The 26,690-nt window shown below is 41.8% G+C and carries 19 protein-coding genes and 1 tRNA gene; 15 read left to right on the top strand and 5 right to left on the bottom strand.

The genetic code is table 11. From position 1 onward, the window contains the following. Window position 1: 1 nt before the first annotated feature. From cysN to cysG, 3 genes are read right to left on the bottom strand one after another with little or no spacing between them, the layout of a single operon-like run. Window positions 2–1,426, bottom strand: coding sequence for a sulfate adenylyltransferase subunit CysN (cysN, locus tag ACJJVZ_RS18925; protein ID WP_405602728.1), 1,425 nt, complete (start codon window positions 1,424–1,426; stop codon window positions 2–4). After that, window positions 1,426–2,325 (bottom strand): sulfate adenylyltransferase subunit CysD, encoded by a 900-nt coding sequence (cysD, locus tag ACJJVZ_RS18920; RefSeq protein ID WP_008133447.1) that lies wholly within the window; start codon window positions 2,323–2,325, stop codon window positions 1,426–1,428. Before cysD ends, cysN begins: the two co-directional genes overlap by 1 nt. A gap of 49 nt (window positions 2,326–2,374) precedes the next feature. After that, complete coding sequence (gene cysG, locus ACJJVZ_RS18915; protein WP_405602725.1) at window positions 2,375–3,802, bottom strand: siroheme synthase CysG; 1,428 nt, start codon at window positions 3,800–3,802, stop codon at window positions 2,375–2,377. 289 nt (window positions 3,803–4,091) lie between these two features. Between cysG and deoC the strand changes: the two genes are divergently transcribed. Both deoC and ACJJVZ_RS18905 read left to right on the top strand, forming a co-directional pair. Further along, complete coding sequence (gene deoC, locus ACJJVZ_RS18910; RefSeq protein WP_405602723.1) at window positions 4,092–4,844, top strand: deoxyribose-phosphate aldolase; 753 nt, start codon at window positions 4,092–4,094, stop codon at window positions 4,842–4,844. Further along, window positions 4,828–5,343 carry a hypothetical protein gene (locus ACJJVZ_RS18905; RefSeq protein ID WP_405602720.1) on the top strand — a complete coding sequence of 172 codons (516 nt, stop codon included), beginning with the start codon at window positions 4,828–4,830 and terminating at the stop codon, window positions 5,341–5,343. The genes deoC and ACJJVZ_RS18905 overlap by 17 nt, the downstream gene beginning before the upstream one ends. Before the next feature lie 37 nt (window positions 5,344–5,380). Here the strand turns inward: ACJJVZ_RS18905 and ACJJVZ_RS18900 are convergent, their stop codons facing one another. Both ACJJVZ_RS18900 and ACJJVZ_RS18895 read right to left on the bottom strand, forming a co-directional pair. Further along, window positions 5,381–6,511 carry a CsgG/HfaB family protein gene (locus tag ACJJVZ_RS18900; RefSeq protein WP_405602718.1) on the bottom strand — a complete coding sequence of 377 codons (1,131 nt, stop codon included), beginning with the start codon at window positions 6,509–6,511 and terminating at the stop codon, window positions 5,381–5,383. Window positions 6,512–6,629: 118 nt separating this feature from the next. Next, the gene (locus ACJJVZ_RS18895) at window positions 6,630–10,628 is read right to left on the bottom strand and encodes a two-component regulator propeller domain-containing protein (RefSeq protein ID WP_405602716.1); all 3,999 of its coding nucleotides are present in this window, start codon (window positions 10,626–10,628) and stop codon (window positions 6,630–6,632) included. Window positions 10,629–10,887: 259 nt separating this feature from the next. Here ACJJVZ_RS18895 and ACJJVZ_RS18890 point away from each other — a divergent pair. The 13 genes from ACJJVZ_RS18890 to ACJJVZ_RS18830 all read left to right on the top strand — a co-directional run. Beyond that, window positions 10,888–10,964: transfer RNA gene (locus tag ACJJVZ_RS18890), tRNA-Trp, on the top strand. A 132-nt stretch (window positions 10,965–11,096) separates the two neighbouring features. Beyond that, window positions 11,097–11,474, top strand: coding sequence for a preprotein translocase subunit SecE (gene secE, locus ACJJVZ_RS18885; protein ID WP_002958877.1), 378 nt, complete (start codon window positions 11,097–11,099; stop codon window positions 11,472–11,474). 4 nt (window positions 11,475–11,478) lie between these two features. Continuing rightward, on the top strand, window positions 11,479–12,042 hold the full coding sequence (gene nusG, locus ACJJVZ_RS18880; RefSeq protein ID WP_007378450.1) for a transcription termination/antitermination protein NusG: 564 nt from the start codon (window positions 11,479–11,481) through the stop codon (window positions 12,040–12,042). A 213-nt stretch (window positions 12,043–12,255) separates the two neighbouring features. Then, on the top strand, window positions 12,256–12,684 hold the full coding sequence (rplK, locus tag ACJJVZ_RS18875) for a 50S ribosomal protein L11 (RefSeq protein ID WP_024610771.1): 429 nt from the start codon (window positions 12,256–12,258) through the stop codon (window positions 12,682–12,684). Between the two features lie 3 nt (window positions 12,685–12,687). Then, complete coding sequence (rplA, locus tag ACJJVZ_RS18870) at window positions 12,688–13,392, top strand: 50S ribosomal protein L1 (protein WP_182701850.1); 705 nt, start codon at window positions 12,688–12,690, stop codon at window positions 13,390–13,392. 322 nt (window positions 13,393–13,714) lie between these two features. Further along, window positions 13,715–14,209: a 50S ribosomal protein L10 gene (gene rplJ, locus ACJJVZ_RS18865; RefSeq protein WP_002958881.1), complete on the top strand. Its 495-nt coding sequence runs from the start codon at window positions 13,715–13,717 to the stop codon at window positions 14,207–14,209. A 74-nt stretch (window positions 14,210–14,283) separates the two neighbouring features. Further along, window positions 14,284–14,646: a 50S ribosomal protein L7/L12 gene (gene rplL / locus ACJJVZ_RS18860; protein ID WP_077536746.1), complete on the top strand. Its 363-nt coding sequence runs from the start codon at window positions 14,284–14,286 to the stop codon at window positions 14,644–14,646. 272 nt (window positions 14,647–14,918) lie between these two features. Then, window positions 14,919–18,944: a DNA-directed RNA polymerase subunit beta gene (gene rpoB / locus ACJJVZ_RS18855; protein ID WP_182701849.1), complete on the top strand. Its 4,026-nt coding sequence runs from the start codon at window positions 14,919–14,921 to the stop codon at window positions 18,942–18,944. 104 nt (window positions 18,945–19,048) lie between these two features. Continuing rightward, window positions 19,049–23,224, top strand: coding sequence for a DNA-directed RNA polymerase subunit beta' (rpoC, locus tag ACJJVZ_RS18850; RefSeq protein WP_182701848.1), 4,176 nt, complete (start codon window positions 19,049–19,051; stop codon window positions 23,222–23,224). 193 nt (window positions 23,225–23,417) lie between these two features. Continuing rightward, a complete protein-coding gene (gene rpsL / locus ACJJVZ_RS18845; protein WP_008165517.1) occupies window positions 23,418–23,792 on the top strand; it encodes a 30S ribosomal protein S12 in 375 nt (124 codons plus the stop codon). Window positions 23,793–23,888: 96 nt separating this feature from the next. Beyond that, the gene (rpsG, locus tag ACJJVZ_RS18840) at window positions 23,889–24,359 is read left to right on the top strand and encodes a 30S ribosomal protein S7 (protein WP_010392135.1); all 471 of its coding nucleotides are present in this window, start codon (window positions 23,889–23,891) and stop codon (window positions 24,357–24,359) included. A gap of 27 nt (window positions 24,360–24,386) precedes the next feature. After that, window positions 24,387–26,501 carry an elongation factor G gene (gene fusA / locus ACJJVZ_RS18835; protein WP_405602711.1) on the top strand — a complete coding sequence of 705 codons (2,115 nt, stop codon included), beginning with the start codon at window positions 24,387–24,389 and terminating at the stop codon, window positions 26,499–26,501. A gap of 62 nt (window positions 26,502–26,563) precedes the next feature. Beyond that, the coding region (locus tag ACJJVZ_RS18830) for a GTP-binding protein (protein ID WP_033023824.1) at window positions 26,564–26,690 on the top strand (127 nt) is incomplete at its 3' end.

The following is a 26,690-nucleotide window of genomic DNA, read 5'->3' as shown; positions in this document are numbered from 1 at the left end:
CTTACAGCTTTGATATATCAAGCGCTTGCCAATGTGGAAAGTGCTTGCGTACTAAGCTGTTAAATTCAACTTCAAATTCGCTGAAGTTCGTTTGTTGCGCTTGGCTTTGCAGCACTTGTTCAATCATGCCCGCAGCAACGGTTAAGTTTGATAAGCGGTCGATTAATATAAACGAACCTGTTTCGTGATTGCAGTGGTACTCGTCTGCCAAAATGGTTTCGGTTAGTTCAAGCGTTACAATCGCAATCTCGTTTAACTGTAATGAGTCGCTAGTGCCGTGTTCAAGCGTGTTCACATCAATTGTGTGATCAATCTTTTTAACAATAGCTGAGGTGTTTTTGCTGCCTAGTTTTAGGTTATAGCTTTTACCTAATACTAATGGCGACTCATGCATCCACACAATTTTAGCTTGCAGCTGGTTAGTAACCACGGCCGTTGAATTTGCAGGTACTATTACGTCGCCTCGGCTAATATCAATTTCGTTATTTAGGGTAACGGTAATTGCTTGGCCCGCTTGTGCGCTATCTAGGTTGCCATCAAAGGTAACAATTTCTTTAATGCTTGATGTTTTACCCGATGGTAATACTTTTATAGCATCGCCTACGTGTATCTTGCCCGATGTCAGTGTGCCCTGAAAGCCACGGAAGTTTAAGTTAGGACGCACTACATATTGCACTGGTAGGCGCGCTTCAAAGCCTGTATCTGTTTCGGCTGCTGGCGAATCTTCTAGTAATTCAAGTAGCGGCTTGTCGGTGTAATATGGAGTATATGCAGAGCGCGTTACTACGTTGTCGCCTTTAAGCGCCGACATAGGCACAAACTTAATGTTTGATACGTTAAGTTGCTCAGCAAATTTAAGGTAATCGGCCTTAATTTTTTCATACACGGTTTCGTCAAAATCAACGATATCCATTTTATTAACGGCAACAACAAACTGCTTAATGCCCAGCGAATCACAAATAAAGCTGTGGCGCTTGGTTTGTACTTGCACGCCGTAACGCGCATCAACCAAAATAATGGCGACATCACTTGTTGATGCACCCGTTACCATGTTGCGCGTGTATTGCTCGTGCCCTGGGGTGTCGGCAATAATAAATTTACGCTTAGCCGTTGAAAAGTAACGGTACGCTACGTCAATAGTAATGCCTTGCTCGCGCTCAGCTTGTAGGCCATCAACTAATAAAGCAAGGTCAAGATCTTCACCTGCATTACCTACTTTTTCGTTATCTTTATGAAGAGCAGCAAGCTGATCTTCATAAATTTGGTGGCTATCGTGCAGTAGGCGGCCAATCAGTGTTGATTTACCGTCATCTACGCTGCCACACGTAAGCATGCGCAATAAGCTTTTGTCTTGTTGGCGTGCTAGGTAGGCGTCTATGCCTATTTCTTTTACTTCGTTAAATGTATCGTTATTTTGGCTAGACATTAAAAATACCCCTCACGTTTTTTCTTCTCCATTGAGCCGGCTGAATCATGGTCAATAACACGACCTTCACGTTCAGATGACGTAGATAGCAGCATTTCTTCGATGATTTCGGTTAAAGTACTGGCTGTTGATTCAACTGCACCGGTAAGTGGGTAGCAGCCTAATGTACGAAAACGTACAGATTTCATTTGCGGTACTTCACCTTCATTAAGTGGCATACGCTCATCGTCAACCATAATTAGGGTGCCATCGCGATCAACAACAGGGCGCTCTTTTGCTAGGTAAAGCGGTACCATGTCGATGTTCTCTTGGTAAATGTATTGCCAAATATCAAGCTCAGTCCAGTTAGACAACGGGAAAACACGAATGCTTTCGCCCGGGTTAACTTGGCTGTTGTAGGTATTCCACAGCTCAGGACGTTGGTTTTTAGGGTCCCAACGGTGGTGTTTGTCGCGGAATGAGTAAACACGCTCTTTTGCGCGTGATTTTTCTTCGTCGCGGCGTGCGCCACCAAATGCAGCATCAAAACCATATTTGTTAAGTGCCTGCTTTAAGCCTTGGGTTTTCATTATGTCGGTATGTTTACCCGAGCCATGCGTAAACGGGCCTACACCCATTTCAATGCCTTCAGGATTTTTGTGTACCAGTAGATCAAAGCCGTATTCTTTAGCTATACGGTCGCGAAACTCAATCATTTCACGAAACTTCCAGTTGGTGTCTACGTGCAATAACGGAAACGGAATTTTTGCAGGGTAAAATGCTTTACGCGCTAAGTGCAAAAGTACCGACGAATCTTTACCAATAGAGTAAAGCATTACTGGGTTCTCAAACTCAGCGGCGACTTCGCGCATGATTTTGATACTTTCAGCTTCAAGTTGCTGAAGGTGAGTTAAAGCCATTGTTAGTCGTCCTACTAAAATGATTAAAAGTTATAAATTTAAAATTCGGTTATGTATTTGATACATCTGTAATCGGCTGTGCAAAGCTACTTGTTTGTTCGTTTTTCCCAAACCACGCTAGTTGCGAGTGCAGGGCGGCTACTTCGCCAATAATGAGTAGCGCAGGCGATATAATGCTGTTGCGCTGGATTAAGTCGGCAAGTTCGCCTAATTGGCCTGTTACCACACGCTGATTTTTACGTGTACCGTTTTCGATAATGGCAACCGGTGTGTCGGCTTTGCGGCCATGCTTTAAAAGCTCGCTTTGTATGTGCGGCGATTTAATTACGCCCATGTAAATAGCAAGTGTTTGATTTGCTTTTGCCAGCGATTGCCAATCAAGTTCTTGACCGTCTTTTTTACAGTGGCCAGTTACAAATTGAATGGCTTGTGCATGGTCACGATGCGTAAGCGGAATACCCGCATATGCACTGCAACCTGCAGCAGCTGTAATACCCGGTACAATTTGATAATTTACCTTGTTAGCAGCCAGTACTTGTACTTCTTCGCCACCACGACCATAAATAAACGGGTCGCCACCTTTAATGCGGCACACTTTTTTGCCTTGTTTAGCAAGGTCGACCAACATTTGGTTGGTGTCGTCTTGAACAACACTGTGATCGCCTAAACGTTTGCCTACACAAATAAGGTCAGCATCGCGACGCACTAATTCCATAATTTCATCAGAGACTAAAAAGTCATATACAACCACATCGGCTTGTTGCATAAGTTGCAGTGCTTTAAGTGTTAAAAGCTCAGGATCGCCTGGACCTGCACCGACTACATATACTTCGCCTTCAGGCTCTGCTTTAGCATCTAGCATTTGCTCTAGTTGCTGCTGCGCGGCTTGAGTATCACCGGTTTGCACTTTACTCACGACAGAAGAGTCGAACACGCCTTCCCAAAATTGGCGGCGGTCAGAAAAGTGTTTAAAGCGTTTTTTTACTTTGTCTCTAAATCCGCCTACAAGTGTTGCAAGTGGGCCAATATGTTGTGGGATCAAGGTTTCGAGCTTTTCGCGTAGGCGGCGTGCAAGTACGGGCGCAGTGCCCGCACTTGATATAGCAATCGTAATTGGGTCGCGGTCAACAATCGATGGGAATACAAACGTACATTTAGGTTGGTCATCAACCACGTTTACGAATACATTGCGGGCATTGGCAAGCTCAAATACGTTGTTGTTTACTTCATCGCGGTCAGTTGCCGCAATAACTAACATTTTGCCATCAAGATGCGACTCATCAAAATAAGCATCAATAAGCGTGACTTCATTATTATGTGCATGCTCTTTTAATTCATCACAAAACCAAGGTGCTACTAAGGTAACGCTTGCTCTCGCTTTTAAAAACGCGCGACATTTGCGTAATGCGACCTCTCCACCGCCAACAACCAATACTGGTTTGTTGTCGAGTTTGGTAAAGATAGGTAAATACTGCACGTTAATAACACCCCTAAACAAATTCAAATACAAGAAAACGCTTTATTCTGGCAAGCAGAATATAGCGGCTATCAATAAGTAAAAAATAATTAAAACCAAGTTGATATAACCAAAAGTTATAATAGGTGGGCTTTTTAGGCCTAAGACTTATTTAACAAGGGATTGCAGCGAGTTACAAGTAAAATAACCAGCTTATAGTGTTTGGTTATGAGCTATAGCGAGTTTGATTTAATTTGTTAATATGGGGGGTATATTAAATTTTGTACTTAACATAGGCAAGGGAGTCTACATGACACAGCATCAAAAAGACGCGGCATTAGCAGTCGCACTGATGGATTTAACAAGTTTAAACAGCAGTGATACAACTACAGATATTCAAGCGCTTGTTAATAGTATAAATCCGACCTTAGGCACGCCAGCAGCCTTATGTGTTTATAGCGACTTTGTTGATGATGCAAAAATAGCACTGGCAACGCGTGAGCTTAGCCACGTAAAAGTGGCAACAGTCACTAATTTCCCAACGGGTGATGCGCCACTCAGTGGTGTAATTAACGAAACACTCATTGCAATAGAGCGCGGTGCGGATGAGATTGATTTAGTTATTCCTTATAAAAAACTCATAGCGGGCGATGCTCAAACAGTACTTAGCTATGTAAGCGAAAGTAAAAAAGCGTGTGGGTCGCGCGCGCAACTAAAAGTAATTATAGAAAGCGGTGAGCTTAAAACTGACGCACTCATAACACAGGCCACGGAGCTTGCAATTGAAGGTGGTGCCGATTTTGTAAAAACCAGTACGGGTAAGGTCGCTGTTAATGCCACGCTTGAATCAACAAAAATTATGCTCAGTGCAATTAAAAGGACTGGTAAGCGTGTTGGCTTTAAAGCCGCCGGAGGTGTTAAAACAGTGGCTGATGCCAGTGATTATTTAGCACTGGCACGCACGATAATGGGTGATGATTACCTGCAAGCAAAGACATTCAGGTTTGGTGCTTCAAGCCTATTAAGTGATGTTTACAAGGTGTTGAATGAAGCGCAGCAGTGATGAGGAAAAGCGTCAGTTAGAGCATGATGCGGCTAAATTGTTTTTACGTTGTTATGAGCAGCAGTTAGGCATTCATATGCGTAATATTTGGCATAATGAACCCAATAAACCTGATGTTAGTTGTTATCAAGAAGATGAACAGCTTGATATAGAGATTGCCCATTTGTATGCCAGCGAATCAGAAGCGATGGCTGTTTTAGGGCGCCCGCTGTCAATGCAAATGCAGCGAGATTTGGCAGACATGGCACAAAAGCCAAGTGAGCACAGATTGCGGGGCGCATTAGAGCGATTGCTAAAACAAAAAGCAAAAAAGCGTTATTATTCAAAGCGTACTTGGCTTGTTATTCGTAATGCGAGTACTATTTGGCGCAAAGCTGACTTTGAAGCAGTGATCGATGACCTTAACTTTCCAAGAACCTATCAATTTGAACAAATTTGGTTAGTGTGTGATTTTTATCGTGGTGAGTTATTACGTGTAGATGAAAAACGGCCTATATAACAGCCGTTTTTTATTTTAAGCTTAAAGCTAATACTGATTAATTAAATTTAAACATGTTGCTTATACTTTCGAGGCTAGATTTGTTCGTTTTGGCAATACAACCACTGTCATCAAGTGACTTTTTAGTTGTTTCATCAGCTAAACCCGTTACCTTTATTTTTTTGTCTTGTTGGTACTCACGCAGTGCGATAACTGTTTTACGATCGTATTCAACATCTTGTGTTTCAAATTCTTCATAATCAGGCTGGTTTCTTAGGTAACCCAAGCACACTAAGCTTAGGCGTGACATTGCTAAATCCATTTTTTCATAATGCGGCATTCTATGAGTGGGTACATCGACTGTTACAGCGGGCTTGCTGGCTGCTTTTGCGCGCTTAGTAGCTGGCGGCGGCGCAGTGTAACCCGGTGCTAAAGTATTGTTACTGTTATAGCGATAGTAGGTATCTGGGATTTTAGTTTCTAAAAACTCAACCGCTTTAATAATAACTTCACGCAGGGCTTTTTCTTTAGGGGTATCAGACCATCCACTAATATTGCCACCAACGAGTGCGCCACCAAAATTGGTTGCAGCGCCTGTGAAATCAAAATCTTTACTACCCCCTTCAACACTCGTTGCAGCTAAAATGCGTGATGTGCGAGTGTCTATAAGGCGTAGATCAATTGCCATATGTGAACCCGAAAAACCGGCAGATACAGAGCTAAATACATCACCGATAAAGCCGCCACTGCCAACACTTGCACCAGAGCTATCGTCATCAAATTCTGTTACCGCAGCAATCACGACTATTTCAGCGCCTTCAATCTCACCATAAGCGGCACCCGATGATGCACTAACGCGACCGGAGGCTGCTAGGTCTTGTTCTGATAAAACCGCATCAAGCGCTTGGCGCTCTAAAACAATAAAACGATTTGTTGATACTAGAGCGGTAGTTAATTGATCCGCCATACCGTCGCCTATTTCTTTACGCCACCATTTTGAATTATTTGATTTGTCGGTGAAGCGTGCAACTGCAATTCGGGCTTTTGGACCGTTGTATTGTTCCTGTGCAACTGCATTTATATCAGGTGAGTTTTGACCCGATGTCACATTGGTTGAAGTGCTTTGACAAGCGCTCAGAGTGGTCGTTAATAGTGCCGTTAATAGTAATTTTTGTGGTGTTTTTAACATATGACTGTCCTTAATTAATATGCTTAAAGGAAATGTTGTGCATTCCCTTTAATATTTATATTCATGTTAATTTAGTTAAATCAGTAAGTTAAAAATAGTACTGGCGCGAAGTGTTTGGTTACACAGGCGAAGTTTTTAATCTTTTTTCACGAAATTGCTTAGGCGACACTGCATATTTTGCTTTAAAGCAGCGAGCAAAATAACTTTGTGAATTAAAGCCGACTTGTTGCGCAACTAATCCTATTGCAAGATTACTGTTTTTCAAAAGTTCTTCTGCGAATTCTAAACGAATGTTTCGAATGTAGTCGCTAGGTGTTAAGTTATACAAGGCTTTCATTTTTAATTGCAAAGCGCGGGGGCTCAGGTAAAGCGCTGCTGCAAATTCTTCTACGCTAAACGCCTCGTCTTGATAACACTCTTTTACTATTGCTTTTACACGCTGGGTAAATATGTAGTCTTTACTTTGTACCATTTGTGGGTCGAGTTGGATTGTTTGTGATAAAGCCGGTAGCTGCTGTTTTAAATGTTGATTAAGCACTTCTCTAATCGTTAATAACCCTTGAACGCGGCTTAGTAAAAGTTGCGGCTCAAAAGGCTTACTTAAATAATCATCTGCAAGTAAGTCTAGGCCTTTTAGTTTACTGTTAGTATCAGCCTTTGCTGAAAGCAATAGAACTGGAATGTGGCTAATAGCCGTGTCGCTGCGCAGTGCTTTAATAAACTGATAACCATCCATAACGGGCATCATTACATCACTTATCACTAAATCTGGCATTTCATTTGTACATAATGCTAAGCCTTGTTTGCCATTGAATGCACTTATGCATTCATAGCTGTTAATAAAGAGAGAAGTCAGTAAGTCACGCATTTCGTCGTTATCTTCAATAATAAGAATTTTATTACTTTTTGCGCTACGTTTATTGTTGTTTTTAGATGTAGTAAGCACTGAGAGGTTGGAGGCTTCTTGGCTTTGAGCTGTAGGCAATGAAACCGTGAAGCAACTTCCTTTGTTTAATTCACTTTTAAGTTCAATGGTTCCTTCATATTGCTCAACTAGCTGCTTTACTAGCGCTAAGCCAATACCGCTGCCACTTTGATTATTGGTATTTATACGTGTAAAACGTTGAAAAATTGCTTCAAGGTGTTCTTTATCTATACCGACACCCGTGTCTGATACAGATACTACAAAAGTTTTATTTTGAGCTGATAGTTGAAGTAGCACTTTTCCTGTGTTTGTTGTGTATTTGTGAGCGTTACTCAATAAGTTACTAACAATTGAAGTTATATGTTCATGCTCTAACTCAAGGTAAATACTCTGCTGCGTTAAATCTTTAAATTCAAATGTAATATCTTTTTGTTCAAATAGAGGAGTAAAGTCTTCTATTAGCTGTATTATCAATGGCTTTATAGCATAGGGCGTTACGTATTTTACTGCTGAACTAGGGCGTTGGCTTAATTGCAAAAGTTGATTTATTTGATCTAATAATTTATGACTGTTGCGATGAATCATCGCTAGTTTTTGTTGAGTGTCTGAATCTTTATGGCTTTTTTGTAAACTCTCAAGTGGCGCTAATATTAAGCTCAATGGTGTTTTAAGCTCATGGCTAACGTTATCTAATAGTTGAGTTTTTAAGTTACTAAGCTCTCGCTCTTTTAAACTAGCTTGTTCTGCTATTTTAGCCCTATACCTTGCGGTTATAATTAACCAGATTATAAATAATACGATAATGATGTAAGTGACATAAACGACATTGTTCTTCCACCAAGGTGGAGTAACCGTAAGTGCAACCATCGTTTTATCATCACTCCATTGGCCGTATTGGTCTTTAACTTTTACAATAAAGTGATAGCTTCCAGCGGGAAGTTGAGAATAGCTAACTTGCCTCTGATTTTTGTTTGCGTATAAAAACTGCTTATCTAATCCAGCTAACTTGTAAGCATATTGGTATTGAGAAGGGGGCTCTGCACTGTTTAAAGCAGAAAACTTAAAACCGATAACACCATCTTCTTCTTTAAAAAAGAGTCTGTCTGTATAGCTTATAAGCTTAGCCGCTTGAGTCTTGGCTTTTATATATTGCTGCGTCGCGACTGACTGGTTATAAATAAGTAAGTCTGTAATAACGGGTTCTGGAGGTTGGGTTGCTAGAGTTAGTTTTAACGGATCAAATTGATTAAAACCATTAATACCACCAAAAAATAATTCGCCATCATTGGCTTGAAAAGCGGCACCTAAAATAAATGAATTATGCTGCGCTCCATTTGCGGGTAAAAAATGCTGCATTTTTTGAGTCTTAGGAGCATAACGGGTTAAACCTTGATTACTACTGAGCCACAAGTAGCCGTTGCTATCTTGTTTAATTGCAAAAATATTATCATTAAGTAAGCCATCGAACTCGGTAATGTTTATAACGTTGTTTGTTGGGATATTTAATTTATTGAGCCCGCCAAAAGTACCTACCCATAAAGTGTTTTTATCTTGTAAATGCAAGGATGTAACCATGTCGTGGGTTAAACTATTAGGCTTTTTAAGATCGCTTTGGTAATGAGTAAATATTCCATCATTTAAAGAAAGTTTATTGAGTCCTGCACGGGTTCCAGCCCATATAATATTATTGTAGCTGTCATACGTAATACTAAAAACAGTATTATTTGAGATACTATTTTTATCTGTGCTGTATTTAAAGTGTGTAACTTGCAATGTATCGGGGTTAAAACGCGTTAATCCTTCATTACTGCCCAGCCACAAATTACCATTTTCATCGCCCTCGATTGCATAAATACGGTTACTACTAAGTTGATGGCTTTGCACTGTAAAAGCCGAAAAGTTATCATTAATTGGGTTGTAAAGCAGTAAACCACCTCCATACGTGCCTACCCATATACGATTATTTGCATCTTCATAAAGACTAAATATATTGTTGTTAGTTAAGCCCGTTGTAGGGTTTTCATTCACTTTATAACGTTTAAAGCCATTGTTAGTTTGCTTGTTAAGGCCATCGCGTGTGCCAATCCAAAGTAAATTGTTGCTGTCTTTGAGTATTGCTCTTACAAAGTCATTCGAAATTGAAGCCGGGTTATTGCTTTGATGCTTTTGATGACCAAACTGAGTCTGCCTTTTATCATAGCGATGTAACCCATAGCCGTCTGTACCAATCCAAATAATGCCTTGAGGGTCTTGGTAAAGTGACAATAGGTGGTCGTTAGCTAAGCCATGTTTTAAATCTGGAGAGTGAGTAAGTTGATGAAACTCGCTACTTAATAAATTATCAGTAGCTTGGTAATAAAGACCATGACCATAAGTGCTTACCCATAATTTTTTTTCATCATCAAAAAGTATATCTGTGATCCAAACATTTTTGAGTTGCTCAAAGTTATAAAATGCTCGTGCGTTTGAGTCAAAAACACTTAGACCAGTTTTGCCTCCTAGAATTAACTGGCCGTTTGATGCTTTTTTTAATTGCCAGAGTTGTTTTGGGCTATTAGGTATGTGTGTGAACCGATTTGTTATTGAATCGAATTTAATAAGCCCAATATTACTTGCTAACCAAAGGTTTTTTTTGTTATCAAAAAGCATATCTTTAAAAACAACATTTAATTGGTCGATGTCTTGATAAGTAAATAATTCGGTAGTATTTGTGTTTGTATTTAACCGAGTAAGTTGCCCCTTATCGTGACCAATCCAAATTGTTTCGGGGGAATTAGAGATAATTGCTGAAATGCGTTCGTTTGTAATAGAGGGGGTTGAATACTGGTTAAAAACACGAAAATTTCCTGTTTCAGTATTTAATAAGTTGAGGCCGTTGCTTGTTGTGGCAAACCAAAGTTGGCCGTTTCCTAAATTCAGGCAGTCTGTAATCCAACTCCCCGAAATACTCGATTGTGAAGGGTTGAATTTATAGTGTTTAAATTCATATCCATCGAATCGGTTTAAGCCGCCTTGGGTCGAAAACCAATGAAATCCCTTTTCATCAGTGGTACTACAGGTGATTGAATTTTGCGATAAACCTTGCTCATTTGTATATGTATCTAAGTACAGTGGTAGGGCAAGCGAGCTAATATGGAATAATAATAAAAAGCTGATGACTTTATATTTTATGATTGTTTTAATTGCTTTCACAGACTTCCTATCTCTTGTGAATCCCTAGGGCGTGTTGACCTTTGTGGATTGAAATTTGTTCAATCTAGGGGCGATTTAATCTCGGCGCGAGGTTTGTAACCTGCTGGGCTAAGTAAAAACTGAGTATTTGAACAATCATAAACTGCTTTTTAATCAATGTTAAGATTGATTTTTAAATGTAATGTTGAGATTTTGCACTGCGGGTATCTTTTAGGCTTGTGTTAATGGACTGCGTAAGTATAATAGGCATCCACTTTGCAGGGGCGTAGTTCCAATTGGTAGAACAGCGGTCTCCAAAACCGATGGTTGGGAGTTCGAGTCTCTCCGCCCCTGCCAGATTTACTTGTGTGTTGAGTAGTCTGAGATTAAAAACCGGTTTAAATTAAGTCTGTTTTTAAGTTTAGATTTTAATGGATTAACCCTACCTAGGTGTAGAGTTGTTGTGTCTGTAGTTAAGGTAATAATATTATGAGCACGAATGTAGAAACACCATCAAGTGCGATGGAGTCAGTAAAGTGGTTAGTAGCAATCGCGCTACTTGCAGGCGCAGTTGTTGGTAATCATATGTATGCAGATCAGTCTGTATTACTACGTGCTATCGGCGTTGTTGTTGCAATAGCGGCTGGATTAGCAATTGCCTCACAAACCTTTAAGGGACGTAACTTTCTTGCTTTCGCTAAAGAAGCTCGAATTGAAGTACGCAAAGTTATTTGGCCAACTCGCCAAGAAACTACCCACACGACATTAATTGTAATGGTTGCAACAGTGATTATGGCACTTATCCTTTGGGGATTAGATGGCATTTTATTCCGTGCTGTTGGCTTTTTAACTGGATTGGAGATCTGATCCCATGTCGGATGAGAACGAGAACAAAGAAATTAAATTACGTTGGTACGTAGTACAGGCTTTTTCTGGTTACGAAAAGCGTGTAGCACAAACATTAATAGAACATATCAAAATTGAAGGTCTTGAAGCGAGCTTTGGTGAGATATTAGTACCAACTGAAGAAGTTGTTGAGATGCGTGCTGGTCAAAAGCGTAAGTCTGAGCGTAAATTCTTCCCAGGTTATGTATTAGTACAAATGGATATGAACGACGCAAGCTGGCACTTAGTGAACAGTACTGAACGCGTAATGGGTTTCATTGGTGGAACGTCTGATCGTCCTGCGCCAATTAGTCCTAAAGAAGCAGAACGCATTCTTAATCGTTTACAAGAAAATGCTGAAGCACCTAAACCTGCAACATTATTTGAACCAGGTGAAGTTGTACGCGTTACAGATGGACCATTTGCAGACTTCAGTGGTGTAGTTGAAGAAGTTGACTACGAAAAAAGCCGCGTAAAAGTATCTGTACTTATTTTTGGTCGTTCTACGCCAGTTGAACTTGAGTTTGGTCAAGTTGAACAAGATAAGTAATTGATTAAAAAAGCTTCGTCACTATTTTTGTAAATTTTGGCACGAAGCTTGAAAAAGGCCGTTGATTATCTTATAATCAGCGGCCTTTTTGTATTAAGGTAAAATTAATTTTTACTATACAAAAAGTACGAAACCAATTTTTAAACTGGGAAGCCGCTAGAGTACGCGTCCTCGCGCGCACAAGGCTAAGACCCACCTAATGAGGTATTTATAATGGCTAAAAAAGTTGAAGCTCTAATCAAGCTACAAGTTGCCGCTGGTATGGCTAATCCTAGTCCTCCAGTTGGTCCAGCACTAGGTCAACACGGTGTGAACATCATGGAATTCTGTAAAGCGTTTAACGCACGTACAGAATCTATTGAAAAAGGCGCTCCAGTTCCTGTAGTGATCTCTGTTTACGGCGACCGTTCTTTTACGTTCGATATGAAAACACCACCTGCAGCTTACTTACTTAAGAAAGCAGCTGGTATCAAATCAGGCTCAGGCCGTCCTAACACTGATAAAGTAGGCACAGTAACTCGTGCTCAACTTGAAGAGATCGTTGAGACAAAACGAGCTGACCTTACAGCGGCTGATATGGACGCTGCGGTTCGCACTATCGCAGGTTCTGCGCGTGCGATGGGCTTGAACGTAGAGGACTAAGAAATGGCTAAATTAACTAAACGTATGCGTACTATCCGCGAAAAAGTGGAAGTAACAAAAGATTACGAAATCAATGAAGCAGTTGCTCTTTTAAAAGAGTTAGCGACAGCTAAATTCGTAGAAAGTGTTGACGTTGCCGTTAACCTTGGTATCGATGCTCGTAAATCTGATCAAAACGTTCGTGGTGCAACTGTACTACCTAACGGTACTGGTCGTGACGTTCGTGTTGCTGTATTCACACAAGGCGCTAACGCAGAAGCTGCGAAAGAAGCTGGTGCTGAATTAGTAGGTATGGAAGATCTTGCTGAGCTAGTTAAAAAAGGCGAGATGAACTTTGACGTTGTTGTTGCATCACCAGACGCTATGCGTGTTGTTGGTCAACTAGGTCAAATCTTAGGCCCACGTGGTCTAATGCCAAACCCTAAAACTGGTACTGTAACGCCTAACGTTGCAGAAGCAGTTAAAAATGCTAAAGCTGGTCAAGTACGTTACCGTAATGACAAGAATGGTATCATCCATACTACTATTGGTAAGGTTGATTTCACAGCTGAGCAACTTCAACAAAACCTTGAGTCACTAATTGTTGCACTTAAGAAGGCTAAGCCTTCTCAAGCTAAAGGTGTTTACTTGAAAAAAGTAACTATCTCTACAACAATGGGCGCAGGTGTTTCTGTTGACCAAAGCACTTTAAGCACAGTAGTAGCTTAATTTAGTGTTTACATGGCGTGAAATTTGTACTATAATTTCGCGCCATTTTGTTGATTAATTTATTAGTCAGCAAAGTAAAGAATTCGGGTTGAAGTCCATAATTTCGTTAAGCCTTAGGTTTAACGATAAATTGGGCTTCCGTCCAAGACCGTAGGTGGCTTCGGCCTTAATATTCACCTACGTAGACGGTGTAGACCCCAGATAGATTTTTCCTAATCCTTCTGGCTCTCGCCGTAAAAAGCATCTCTATCTTGTTTGATAGGGAAGAGTAGAACAGGGGAGTCCGATAATCGGTATCCCCATTAAACCAGGAGTAACACCCATGGCTTTAAATCTTCAAGGCAAAAAAGCAATAGTTGCTGAAGTCAACGAAGCAGCCAATGGTGCTCTATCTGCAGTTGTTGCAGATTCTCGTGGTGTAACAGTTGGCGCAATCACTGCCCTTCGTAAAGAAGCTCGTGCAAACGGTGTTTGGATGAAAGTTGTCCGTAACACTTTAGCAAAACGTGCTCTTGAAGGAACAGATTTTGAGTGTCTTTCTGATTCATTTGTTGGTCCAAGCTTAATCGCTTTCTCATCAGAGCACCCAGGTGCTGCTGCGCGTATCTTTTCAGATTTCGCGAAAAAGAATGAGAAATTTGAGCTTAAAACGGCCGCTTTTGAAGGAAATGTTGTTGATGCAGCAATGCTTGCTACATTACCTACATACGATGAAGCTGTTGCACGCTTAATGAGTGCTATGAAAGAAGCGTCTGCTGGCAAATTGTGTAAAACAATTGAAGCAGTACGTGTACAGAAAGAAGAGCAAGCTGCTTAATTTTAAGCTGTTTAATCACTTTCGGTGTAAAATTTATTTGGACTTAATGTCCGTTAATTATTAGGAAATTTGTAATGTCTGTATCTAAAGACCAAATCCTTGACGCAATTGCTGAAATGTCAGTAATGGACGTTGTTGCTCTTATCGAAGCAATGGAAGAAAAATTCGGCGTAACTGCTGCAGCTGCAATGGTAGCTGGTCCAGCTGCTGAAGCTGCTGAAGAGAAAACAGAATTTGACGTAATCCTTACTGGCGCTGGCGCTAATAAAGTTGCGGCAATCAAAGCTGTTCGTAGCGCAACTGGCCTTGGCCTTAAAGAAGCGAAAGCGCTTGTTGAAGCTGCTCCTACACCTGTTAAAGAAGGTGTATCTAAAGAAGAAGCTGAAGCTCTTGCTAAAGATCTTACTGAAGCTGGTGCTGAAGTTGAGGTTAAGTAATTTAGCTTTTGCTAAGTTCGCTGCCTGAGAAATCAGGCAAGGGCTGGTGATTATTTAATCACCGGCCTTTTTGCGCTATGGAGTGAACTACTCTTTTAGCGCAAATAAAATCTGATTTTTTCTTTACTTTCAACGCTTTATAGTTTGCTAGTGTTAAAAGGAAGACTAAGTTAGAACAACAATTAAATGTTGTAAAATCTTGGCATAGCTGCCAGTTAAGTCTGTTCTTACAAGAACAGGTCGGGTCAAAGAACAGCAAGCTGAGGAACCCCATGGCTTACTCTTATTCTGAAAAGAAACGTATCCGTAAGGATTTTGGTAAACGTCCACAAGTTTTGGATATACCTTTTTTACTGTCTACACAGTTAGAATCGTTTAAAAAATTCTTAGTGCCGGACGCTGATGGCGATCATGGTTTGGAAGCTGCCTTCCGTTCTGTGTTCCCTATTAAAAGCTACTCGGGAAATTCTGAGCTTCAATACGTAAGTTATCGTATTGGTGAGCCAGTTTTCGATGTAAAAGAATGTCAAATTCGCGGTGTGACTTATTCTGCTCCACTTCGCGTGAAACTGCGCCTTGTTGTTATGGATAAAGAAGCGCCAGGCACAGTTAAAGACATTAAAGAGCAAGAAGTTTACATGGGCGAAATTCCGCTCATGACCGATACCGGTACCTTTGTAATCAATGGTACAGAGCGTGTTATCGTTTCTCAGCTACACCGTAGCCCTGGTGTATTCTTTGATAACGACCGCGGTAAAACTCATTCATCAGGTAAAGTACTTTATAACGCACGCGTTATTCCTTACCGTGGTTCATGGTTAGACTTCGAATTTGATGCAAAAGATAACTTATATGTACGTATTGACCGTCGTCGTAAATTACCGGCGTCTATCATCCTACGTGCACTTGAGTACTCTAGTGAAGAAATCCTAGAAATCTTCTTCGACAACACGACGTTTGAAGTAGCGAACGGTAAAGTTCTTATGGAACTTGTACCTTCACGTTTACGTGGTGAAACTGCCGCTTTTGATATCAAGAGCGAAGACGGTGAAGTATTTGTTGAAAGCGGTCGTCGTGTTACGGCTCGCCACATCAAGAGCATCGAGAAGAAAGGCATTAACCGTCTAGAAGTACCTCATGAGTATATTATTGGCCGTATTATAGCTAAAAACTACGTTGACGAGTCAACGGGTGAAGTTATTGCTAGCGCGAATGATGAATTAACTCTTGAGCTAATGGCTGAGCTAGTTAAAGCTGGTTACACTAAAATTGATACGTTATATATCAATGAAGTGGACAGCGGTGCTTACATGTCAAATACATTGAACATTGACTCTTCAAGCAGCCGTTTAGAAGCATTAGTAGAAATTTATCGCATGATGCGCCCAGGCGAGCCACCGACGAAAGACGCGGCTGAAGCCTTATTCCAGAACTTGTTCTTCTCTGAAGAACGTTATGACTTATCTACTGTAGGTCGTATGAAGTTCAATAGCCGTGTTGGTTACGATACAGACACAGGCCCTGGCACATTAAGCAAAGAAGACATCGTGTCTGTTATGAAAGTATTAATTGCTATTCGTAACGGTCAAGGCGATGTTGATGATATCGACCACTTAGGCAACCGTCGTATACGTAGTGTTGGCGAAATGGCTGAGAACCAATTCCGTGTTGGTCTAGTACGTGTAGAACGTGCTGTACGTGAGCGTTTAAGCTTAGGTGACCTTGACGCGATCATGCCACAAGATCTTATTAACGCTAAGCCTATTTCGGCAGCGGTTAAAGAGTTCTTCGGCTCGTCTCAGTTATCACAGTTTATGGACCAAAATAACCCGCTATCAGAAGTTACGCATAAACGTCGTATCTCTGCATTAGGTCCGGGCGGTCTAACTCGTGAACGCGCAGGCTTTGAAGTACGTGACGTTCACGTAACTCACTATGGTCGCGTATGTCCAATCGAGACTCCTGAGGGTCCAAACATCGGTCTAATTAACTCATTGTCTACGTACGCACGTACCAATGACTACGGTTTCTTAGAAACACCTTACCGCAAAGTGGTAGACGGTGTTGTAACTGATGAAGTTGATTATTTATCAGCCATTGAAGAAGGTCAGTTTGTTATCGCACAGGCGAATTCAAACTTAACTGAAACCAATGAGTTTGTTGATGAACTTATTCCATGTCGTCACAAAGGTGAATCTACCTTTATGGGTCGCATGGACCAGCAGTATATGGATGTATCACCACAACAGGTGATCTCTGTAGCGGCAGCACTTATCCCGTTCCTAGAACACGATGATGCTAACCGTGCATTGATGGGTTCAAACATGCAACGTCAAGCAGTACCAACATTGAAAGCGGATAAACCGTTAGTAGGTACTGGTATTGAGTTAACACTAGCGAAAGATTCTGGTGTAACGATTGTTGCAAAACGTGGTGGTGAAGTAATGTATGCTGACGCAAGTCGCATCGTTGTTAATGTACATGAAGAAGAGCGCATCCCAGGTGAAGCGGGCATCGACATCTACAACTTAACCAAATACACACGTTCTAACCAAAACACATGTATTAACCAAAAACCAACGTGCATGGTTGGCGAACCGGTTACTCGTGGTGACGTGTTAGCAGATGGTCCTTCGACTGACTTAGGTGATTTAGCCCTTGGTCAAAACCTTCGCGTGGCATTCATGCCATGGAACGGTTATAACTTCGAGGATTCAATCTTACTATCAGAGCGCGTAGTTGAAGAAGATCGTCTAACGACAATCCATATTCAAGAACTACAGTGTGTTGCTCGTGATACTAAATTAGGTCCTGAAGAGATCACTGCAGACATCCCGAACGTGGGTGAATCTGCACTAGGCAAGCTTGATGAATCAGGTGTTGTATATATTGGTGCTGAAGTTAAAGGCGGCGATATTCTAGTAGGTAAAGTGACTCCTAAAGGCGAAACACAGCTGACACCTGAAGAGAAGCTTCTACGAGCTATCTTCGGCGAAAAAGCGTCTGACGTTAAAGACAGCTCTTTACGTGTACCAAATTCTGTAACTGGTACTGTAATTGACGTACAAGTCTTCACCCGTGATGGTGTTGAAAAAGACAAACGTGCGTTAGAAGTTGAAGACATGCAGCTTCGCGAAGCGAAGAAAGACTTCAACGAAGAGTTCCGTATTTTAGAAGCTGGCGTTTTAGGACGTGCTCGCAAGTTACTTGTTGATGCAGGCTTCGATGAAGACAAACTAACGTCACTGAATGCTGAAAAACTACTTACTCAAAGCCTTGCACAAGAAGACAAGCAAGCTGAACTTGAGCAACTAGCTGCACAGTACGATGAGCTTAAAGCTGAATACGATAAAAAGTTTGAAAACAAACGTCGTAAAATTACCCAGGGTGATGACTTAGCACCAGGCGTACTTAAGATTGTTAAAGTATACCTAGCTGTTAAACGTCGTATCCAACCAGGTGATAAAATGGCGGGTCGTCATGGTAACAAAGGTGTTATCTCGACTATCGTACCAGTAGAAGATATGCCATACGATGATAAAGGTCGTACGGTAGATATCGTATTGAATCCACTAGGTGTACCATCGCGTATGAACATCGGTCAGATCCTTGAAACACATATGGGTCTAGCTGCACGTGGTATCGGTGAACGAATTGAAGAAATGATGAAAGAACAACGTGAGCTTCATGAGCTACGTGAATTCATTAAGCAAGCCTACGAAATTGGTGAATCTCGCCAAGTTGTAGACATTGCTAGCTTCACGGATGACGAAATTCGTCGTCTAGCTGAAAACTTAAAAGGTGGTTTACCAATAGCTACTCCTGCATTTGATGGCGCGAAAGAAAGCGAAATTAAAGACATGCTAGAGCTTGGTGGATACCCAAGAAGTGGTCAGGTTACACTTTATGATGGCCGAACTGGCGATCAGTTTGAACGCCAAGTAACCGTAGGTTACATGTACATGCTGAAACTGAATCACTTAGTTGATGATAAAATGCATGCACGTTCTACTGGTTCTTACAGCCTTGTTACTCAGCAGCCGCTGGGTGGTAAAGCACAGTTCGGTGGCCAGCGTTTTGGTGAGATGGAAGTATGGGCACTTGAAGCTTACGGTGCTGCTTACACTCTACAAGAAATGCTAACAGTGAAATCGGATGACGTGAACGGTCGTACTAAGATGTATAAAAACATCGTTGATGGTAACCATAAAATGGAACCAGGTATGCCAGAATCGTTCAACGTATTGTTGAAAGAAATCCGCTCACTGGGTATCAACATCGAGTTGGAAGAAAATTAAGCCAATTAGATGCTGCAGTTAATGCTGCAGCATCTGTTACGGCTGAATAGAATGTAGGGACGAAATTATCCGTCCTCAAGATTAACTCCGACAGGAGAGCTAAGGTGAAAGACTTACTTAAGTTTCTGAAGCAACAAAATAAGACCGAAGAATTCGATGCAATTCGCATTGGTCTTGCTTCACCAGACATGGTTCGTTCATGGTCATTCGGTGAAGTAAAGAAACCTGAGACTATTAACTACCGTACTTTCAAGCCTGAGCGCGATGGCTTATTCTGTGCCCGTATTTTCGGCCCAGTGAAAGATTATGAGTGTTTATGTGGTAAATATAAACGCCTTAAACACCGTGGTGTGATCTGTGAAAAGTGTGGCGTTGAAGTAACACTCACTAAAGTGCGACGCGATCGTATGGGTCATATTGACCTTGCGAGCCCAGTTGCACATATATGGTTTTTAAAATCATTACCGTCACGTATCGGCTTAATGCTAGATATGACACTTCGTGATATTGAACGTGTTCTTTACTTCGAATCATTCGTCGTAACTGAGCCTGGTATGACAACGCTTGAGCGTGGTCAGTTATTAGGTGAAGAAGAATACTTAGATGCACTAGAAGAACACGGTGATGAGTTTGAAGCGAAGATGGGTGCTGAAGCAGTTTTAGACTTGCTTCGTGAACTCGATCTTGCTCAATTAATTGCTGAGATGCGTGAAGAGTTACCAACAATTAACTCTGAAACTAAGCGTAAAAAAATCACTAAACGTCTTAAGTTAATGGAATCGTTCCACCAATCAGGTAATAACCCTGAGTGGATGATCATGACAGTACTTCCAGTATTGCCACCTGATCTACGTCCATTAGTACCACTAGACGGTGGTCGTTTTGCGACATCTGATCTAAATGACCTTTACCGTCGTGTTATTAACCGTAATAACCGTCTTAAGCGTCTACTAGATTTAGCAGCACCAGACATTATTGTACGTAACGAAAAACGTATGTTGCAAGAAGCGGTAGATGCGCTACTTGATAACGGTCGTCGTGGTCGTGCAATTACAGGTTCTAACAAGCGTCCTCTTAAATCTCTTGCTGATATGATCAAGGGTAAACAAGGTCGTTTCCGTCAGAACTTACTTGGTAAGCGTGTAGATTATTCAGGCCGTTCTGTAATTACAGTAGGTCCTACACTTAAGCTTCACCAATGTGGTCTTCCTAAGAAGATGGCACTTGAGCTATTCAAACCATTCATCTATGGCAAACTAGAGCGTCGCGGCATGGCTACGACAATCAAAGCAGCTAAGAAGATGGTTGAACGTGAAGTTCCGGAAGTATGGGATGTACTTGACGAAGTAATTCGTGAACATCCAGTATTACTAAACCGTGCACCAACACTTCACCGTTTGGGTATCCAAGCGTTTGAGCCTGTGCTTATCGAAGGTAAAGCGATTCATTTGCACCCATTAGTATGTGCGGCGTACAACGCCGATTTCGATGGTGACCAAATGGCGGTACACGTACCGTTAACAATCGAAGCGCAGCTTGAAGCTCGTGCATTGATGATGTCAACAAACAACATTCTATCTCCTGCGAATGGTGAACCAATCATCGTTCCTTCACAGGATGTTGTATTGGGTCTTTATTACATGACCCGTGATTGCATCAACGCTAAAGGCGAAGGCGCGATATTTAAAGATCCAAAAGAAGCAGAAAAAGCATACCGTAGTGGTAATGCAGACCTTCACGCAATCGTGAAAGTACGTATTAGCCAATCAGTTAAAAACGAAGATGGTGTAGTAGAAGACACTGTTACTGTTATCGATACAACTGTTGGCCGTGCAATTTTGTCTCTAATTTTACCAACAGGTATGCCGTTTGCGTCAATCAATCAGCCACTAGGTAAAAAGCAGATTTCTAGCTTATTGAACGAGTGTTACCGTCGCTTAGGTCTTAAAGACACTGTTGTGTTTGCTGACCAAGTTATGTACACCGGTTTCCATTATGCAATGAAGTCAGGTGTTTCTATCGGTATTGATGATTTAGTTATCCCACCGGTTAAAGCACAAATCATTGAATCAGCGGAAGCTGAAGTGACTGAAATCAACCAACAATTCCAATCAGGTCTTGTAACGGCTGGTGAGAAGTACAACAAAGTTATCGATATCTGGTCACGTGTAAACGAAAACTTATCACGTGAGATGATGGCTAACTTGTCGAAAGACACAGTAACCAACGCGAAGGGTGAAGAAGTAGAGCAACCGTCATTTAACTCAGTGTTTATGATGGCCGACTCAGGTGCTCGTGGTAGTGCCGCTCAGATCCGTCAGCTAGCAGGTATGCGTGGTCTAATGGCACGTCCAGATGGTTCAATCATCGAGACGCCAATCACCGCTAACTTCCGTGAAGGTCTAAACGTACTTCAGTACTTCATCTCAACGCATGGTGCGCGTAAAGGTCTTGCCGATACAGCACTTAAAACAGCGAACTCGGGTTACCTAACGCGTCGTCTAGTAGACGTTGCACAAGATTTGGTAATCAACGAAGATGACTGTGGCACAGAAGATGGCTTAACAATGAAACCGCTTATTGAAGGTGGTGATGTTGTAGAAGCGCTTCGTGAGCGCGTACTAGGTCGTGTTGTTGCTGAAGATATTGTAATTCCAGGTACTAACACTGTACTTGTTGAACGTAATATCATGCTTGACGAAAAACTGTGTGACCTTTTAGAAGAGCACTCAGTAGATGAAGTTCGCGTACGCTCAGTTATCACTTGTGATAATGACTTTGGTGTTTGTGCTAACTGTTACGGTCGTGACTTGGCACGTGGTCATATCATCAACGCAGGTGAATCAGTAGGTGTTATCGCGGCACAATCAATCGGTGAGCCAGGTACACAGCTTACGATGCGTACTTTCCACATCGGTGGTGCGGCATCTAGAGCGTCTGCAGAAAATAATGTACAAGTTAAAACTAACGGTACGTTAAAACTGCATAACTCTAAATATGTATTAAATACAGACGATAAGATTGTTATTACTTCACGTTCAACGGAAATTACTATCATCGATAGTCATGGTCGTGAGAAAGAGCGTTATAAAGTACCTTACGGTGCGGTATTAACAGTTAAAGATAATGCAGAAGTTCAAGGTAACGACATCGTTGCTACTTGGGACCCGCATAGTCACCCAATCGTTCTTGAGCATAAATCAAAAGTATCGTTCAGCGATATTGATGACTCAAATACTGAAGCGCAGACTGATGAACTAACTGGTTTAACCCGTGTAGTTGTTAAAGATCTTGCTAAAGTTAATACAAAAGAACCTAAGCTTATCATCGAAAGTGAAGAGCGCGGCTTGCAAGAAACACGTCTTCCTTCATTCACAACGATTGAAGTAATTGACGGCGTTACAGCAAACCCTGGTGACGTGTTAGCACGTATCCCGCAAGAAGGTTCGAAAACTCGTGATATCACGGGTGGTCTACCACGCGTAGCCGACTTATTTGAAGCGCGTAAGCCAAAAGATCCAGCTATTTTAGCTGAGGTTACTGGTACAATTAGCTTCGGTAAAGAGACTAAAGGTAAGAAGCGTTTAGTTATTACTCCACCAGAAGGTGATCATTACGAAGAGATGATCCACAAGTGGCGTCAACTTAACGTGTTTGAAGGTGAGCAAGTGTCTAAAGGTGAAGTTATCGCCGATGGTCCTGAATCACCGCATGACATCTTACGCTTACGTGGTGTGACTCATGTTGCTAACTACATCGTTAACGAAGTGCAAGAGGTTTACCGTTTGCAAGGCGTTAAGATCAATGACAAGCACATTGAAACAATTATCCGTCAAATGTTACGTAAATGTACCATTATACACGGTGGTGATACTGACTTCCTAGCTGGTGAACAAATCGAAGTGGCGCGCGTAAACATCGCAAACCGTGACCTTGAAAAACAAGGTAAGATCCCAGCTAAGTTTGAAATCCAGTTAATGGGTATCACAAAAGCATCACTAGCAACAGAATCTTTCATCTCTGCAGCGTCTTTCCAAGAGACAACACGTGTTCTTACAGATGCGGCAGTGAATGGTAAGAGCGATGAGCTTCGCGGTCTGAAAGAAAACGTAATAGTGGGTCGTTTGATCCCAGCCGGTACCGGTTTTGCGTATCATCAAGATCGTATGGCTCGCCGTAAACAAAGCAAAGTAGTCGTAGAAGAGCAAACAGTAAGTGCAGAAGAGGCAACTCAAGCACTTACAGACGCCCTAAATGCTGATTTGTCTGGAAATCAATAAACTGTTCTTAATCAATGGATTAAGAAATAGTAAGACAGTTATATACTGTCTTACTATCAGTTTAGGTTGACAGGTTAAACTTTGCTCATTAAAATTCCGCCACCCATTTACTTGTGTGCTCAATGCAGGCTTGTAAATAAAGGGCGGATTTTTTCTTTTTTCAGTAGTAATTTTAATTTCAGGAGCTATTTAAATGGCAACTATTAACCAGCTAGTGCGTAAGCCACGCCGTAGTAAGGTTACGAAAAGTAACTCAGCTGCACTTAAAGCGTGTCCGCAAAAGCGCGGTGTATGTACTCGCGTATATACAACTACACCTAAGAAACCAAACTCGGCGTTACGTAAAGTAGCTCGTGTACGTTTAACTAACGGTTTCGAAGTAACTTCATACATTGGTGGTGAAGGTCATAACCTTCAAGAGCATAGTGTAATCCTAATCCGTGGTGGTCGTGTTAAAGATTTACCAGGTGTGCGTTTTCACACTGTTCGTGGTGCACTTGACTGTGCAGGCGTTAGCGACCGTCGTCAAGCTCGTTCTAAATACGGTACTAAACGCCCTAAAGGCTAATGTTTTCCGTTAGTAAGGCCAAGCACTAAATATTTATAATTATTGTTTTGGGTGATTGACTCGAAAGAGCAACCCTGAATAAACCGGAGATACAAAATGCCTAGAAGACGCGTAATCGGTCAACGTAAAATTCTTCCAGATCCTAAGTTCGGATCGGAACTTCTTGCTAAATTCGTTAACATCGTGATGTTAGACGGCAAGAAATCTACTGCTGAAAAAATTGTTTATGGTGCGCTAGACGTGGCTGCTGAGAAATCAGGCAAGTCGCACCTAGAAATCTTTGAAACTGCACTTGATAACATTCGCCCACAGGTAGAGGTTAAATCTCGCCGTGTTGGTGGTTCAACTTATCAAGTACCAGTTGAAGTACGTCCAGTTCGTCGTAACGCATTAGGTATGCGTTGGTTAGTAGACGCTGCACGTAAGCGTGGCGAAAAATCTATGGGCTTACGTTTAGCTCAAGAAATCGTTGACGCTGCTGACAACAAAGGCACTGCGGTTAAGAAACGTGAAGACGTTCACCGTATGGCTGAAGCGAATAAAGCATTCGCTCATTACCGTTGGTAATCTGTCTTTAACCTTTAAGAGGATCATATGGCACGTACAACTCCACTTGAGCGCTATCGTAATATAGGTATTGTTGCTCACGTAGATGCAGGCAAAACCACCACAACAGAACGTGTTCTGTTCTACACAGGTCTTTCTCATAAGATCGGTGAAGTACATGATGGCGCTGCAACTATGGATTGGATGGAGCAGGAACAAGAGCGTGGTATCACAATCACTTCTGCTGCAACAACGTGTTTTTGGAAAGGGATGGACGCTCAATTTGACGCCCATCGTATCAATATTATTGATACTCCAGGACACGTAGATTTCACTATCGAAGTAGAGCGTTCTTTACGCGTACTAGATGGTGCGGTAGTTGTTCTTTGTGCTTCATCTGGTGTACAGCCGCAAACTGAGACAGTTTGGCGTCAAGCGAACAAATACGAAGTTCCGAGAATGATCTTCGTAAATAAAATGGATCGCACGGGCGCTGACTTCTTAGCTGTGGTTAGCCAGGTGAAATCTCGTCTTGGAGCAACGCCTGTTCCAATTCAGTTGCCTGTAGGCGCTGAGGACGACTTTAAAGGTGTTATTGACCTTATAAAAATGAAAGTGATTAACTGGAACGAAGCGGACCAGGGTATGACTTTTTCTTATGAGGCAATACCGGCAGAACTTCTGGAATTGGCTGAAGAATGGCGCTCTCATTTAGTTGAAAGCGCTGCTGAAGCTTCAGAAGAACTGATGGATAAATACTTAGAAGGTGAAGAGTTAAGCGAAGCAGAAATTAAAAATGCTTTGCGTCAACGCACATTAGCTAATGAGATTGTTCCAGTTACTTGTGGTAGCGCATTTAAAAACAAAGGCGTTCAAGCTGTGCTTGATGGCGTTGTTGAATATATGCCGTCCCCAGAACAAGTGAAACAAATCCAAGGTATCTTAGAAAATGGTACTGAGGAAGAACGTCCGGCTAATGATAAAGCGCCGTTTGCTGCACTCGCTTTTAAGATTGCAACAGACCCGTTTGTTGGCACCTTGACCTTTTTCCGTGTTTACTCTGGTACTGTTAAACAGGGTGACACGGTATATAATCCAGTAAAAAGTAAGCGTGAGCGACTTGGCCGTATCGTACAGATGCATTCAAACTCTCGTGAAGAGATCAAAGAAGTTTTCGCAGGCGACATCGCGGCAGCTATTGGTCTTAAAGACGTAACAACAGGTGAAACACTGTGTGATCCGAATTCTATTATTACGCTTGAGCGTATGGAATTCCCAGAACCAGTAATCTCTATTGCGGTTGAGCCTCGCACTATAGCTGACCAAGACAAGATGGGTATCGCGCTAGGTAAACTAGCAGCTGAAGACCCTTCTTTTCGCGTACAAACTGATGAAGAATCAGGCCAGGTTATAATCTCTGGCATGGGTGAACTTCACCTAGATATCATCGTCGACCGTATGAAACGTGAATTCAGTGTTGAATGTAACGTTGGTAAGCCGCAGGTCTCATACCGAGAAGCTATTCGTTCAACTGTTAAAGTTGAAGGGAAGTTTATACGTCAGTCAGGTGGTCGTGGCCAATATGGGCACGTTTGGATTAAACTTGAACCGATGGATATTACGGATGATGAGTCACCAATTTACGAGTTCGTTAACGAAACCGTTGGTGGGTCTGTTCCTAAAGAGTTCGTCCCTGCGGTAGACAAAGGTATCCAAGAGCAAATGTCTCAAGGTGTACTGGCAGGCTACCCATTACTTGGCGTTAAAGCGACTTTATATGATGGTTCATTCCATGATGTAGACTCGAATGAAATGGCATTTAAAATAGCGGGTTCACTGGCAATGAGAGACGGGGCGCTACAAGCGAAACCTGTACTTTTAGAACCAGTAATGAAGGTTGAAGTACTTACGCCTGATTCAAATATGGGTGATGTAGTTGGCGACCTAAACCGTCGTCGCGGCATAATCGAAGGCATGGAAGATGCATTAGGTGGACTTAAGCAAATTAATGCGCAAGTTCCTCTTTCTGAAATGTTTGGTTATGCGACTGCTTTACGATCTGCAACACAGGGCCGTGCCTCATACTCTATGGAGTTTGTGAAGTACGCTGAAGCCTCTAAAAACGTTGCAGATACAATAATTTCAGCTCGCGCTGTTATATAATTTTAGCTTGTCTGGCTCAATAGTGAGTCAGGCTTTAATTTCTTTATTAGGAATTTTTTAAGATGGCAAAAGAAAAGTTTGAACGCGTAAAACCGCACGTAAACGTTGGTACAATCGGCCACGTTGACCACGGTAAAACTACACTAACTGCAGCAATCACTAACGTACTTGCAAAAGTATACGGCGGTG

The organism is Pseudoalteromonas sp. Ld19, assembly GCF_045064135.1.
In the GTDB taxonomy this organism is placed as follows: Bacteria; Pseudomonadota; Gammaproteobacteria; order Enterobacterales; family Alteromonadaceae; genus Pseudoalteromonas; species Pseudoalteromonas aliena.
The sequence above is the reverse complement of the archived record's forward strand: the minus strand, read 5'-3'. Positions and strand labels throughout refer to the sequence as shown.

Coding starts and splice junctions, on each gene's coding strand:
- nusG (WP_007378450.1), top strand. CDS start 11,479: ATGTCGGATGAGAACGAGAACAAAGAAATTAAATTACGTTGGTACGTA.
- rplJ (WP_002958881.1), top strand. CDS start 13,715: ATGGCTTTAAATCTTCAAGGCAAAAAAGCAATAGTTGCTGAAGTCAAC.
- rpsG (WP_010392135.1), top strand. CDS start 23,889: ATGCCTAGAAGACGCGTAATCGGTCAACGTAAAATTCTTCCAGATCCT.
- rplL (WP_077536746.1), top strand. CDS start 14,284: ATGTCTGTATCTAAAGACCAAATCCTTGACGCAATTGCTGAAATGTCA.
- rpsL (WP_008165517.1), top strand. CDS start 23,418: ATGGCAACTATTAACCAGCTAGTGCGTAAGCCACGCCGTAGTAAGGTT.
- cysD (WP_008133447.1), bottom strand. CDS start 2,325: ATGGCTTTAACTCACCTTCAGCAACTTGAAGCTGAAAGTATCAAAATC.
- rplK (WP_024610771.1), top strand. CDS start 12,256: ATGGCTAAAAAAGTTGAAGCTCTAATCAAGCTACAAGTTGCCGCTGGT.
- secE (WP_002958877.1), top strand. CDS start 11,097: ATGAGCACGAATGTAGAAACACCATCAAGTGCGATGGAGTCAGTAAAG.
- fusA (WP_405602711.1), top strand. CDS start 24,387: ATGGCACGTACAACTCCACTTGAGCGCTATCGTAATATAGGTATTGTT.
- ACJJVZ_RS18905 (WP_405602720.1), top strand. CDS start 4,828: ATGAAGCGCAGCAGTGATGAGGAAAAGCGTCAGTTAGAGCATGATGCG.
- cysN (WP_405602728.1), bottom strand. CDS start 1,426: ATGTCTAGCCAAAATAACGATACATTTAACGAAGTAAAAGAAATAGGC.
- rplA (WP_182701850.1), top strand. CDS start 12,688: ATGGCTAAATTAACTAAACGTATGCGTACTATCCGCGAAAAAGTGGAA.
- rpoB (WP_182701849.1), top strand. CDS start 14,919: ATGGCTTACTCTTATTCTGAAAAGAAACGTATCCGTAAGGATTTTGGT.
- ACJJVZ_RS18900 (WP_405602718.1), bottom strand. CDS start 6,511: ATGTTAAAAACACCACAAAAATTACTATTAACGGCACTATTAACGACC.
- deoC (WP_405602723.1), top strand. CDS start 4,092: ATGACACAGCATCAAAAAGACGCGGCATTAGCAGTCGCACTGATGGAT.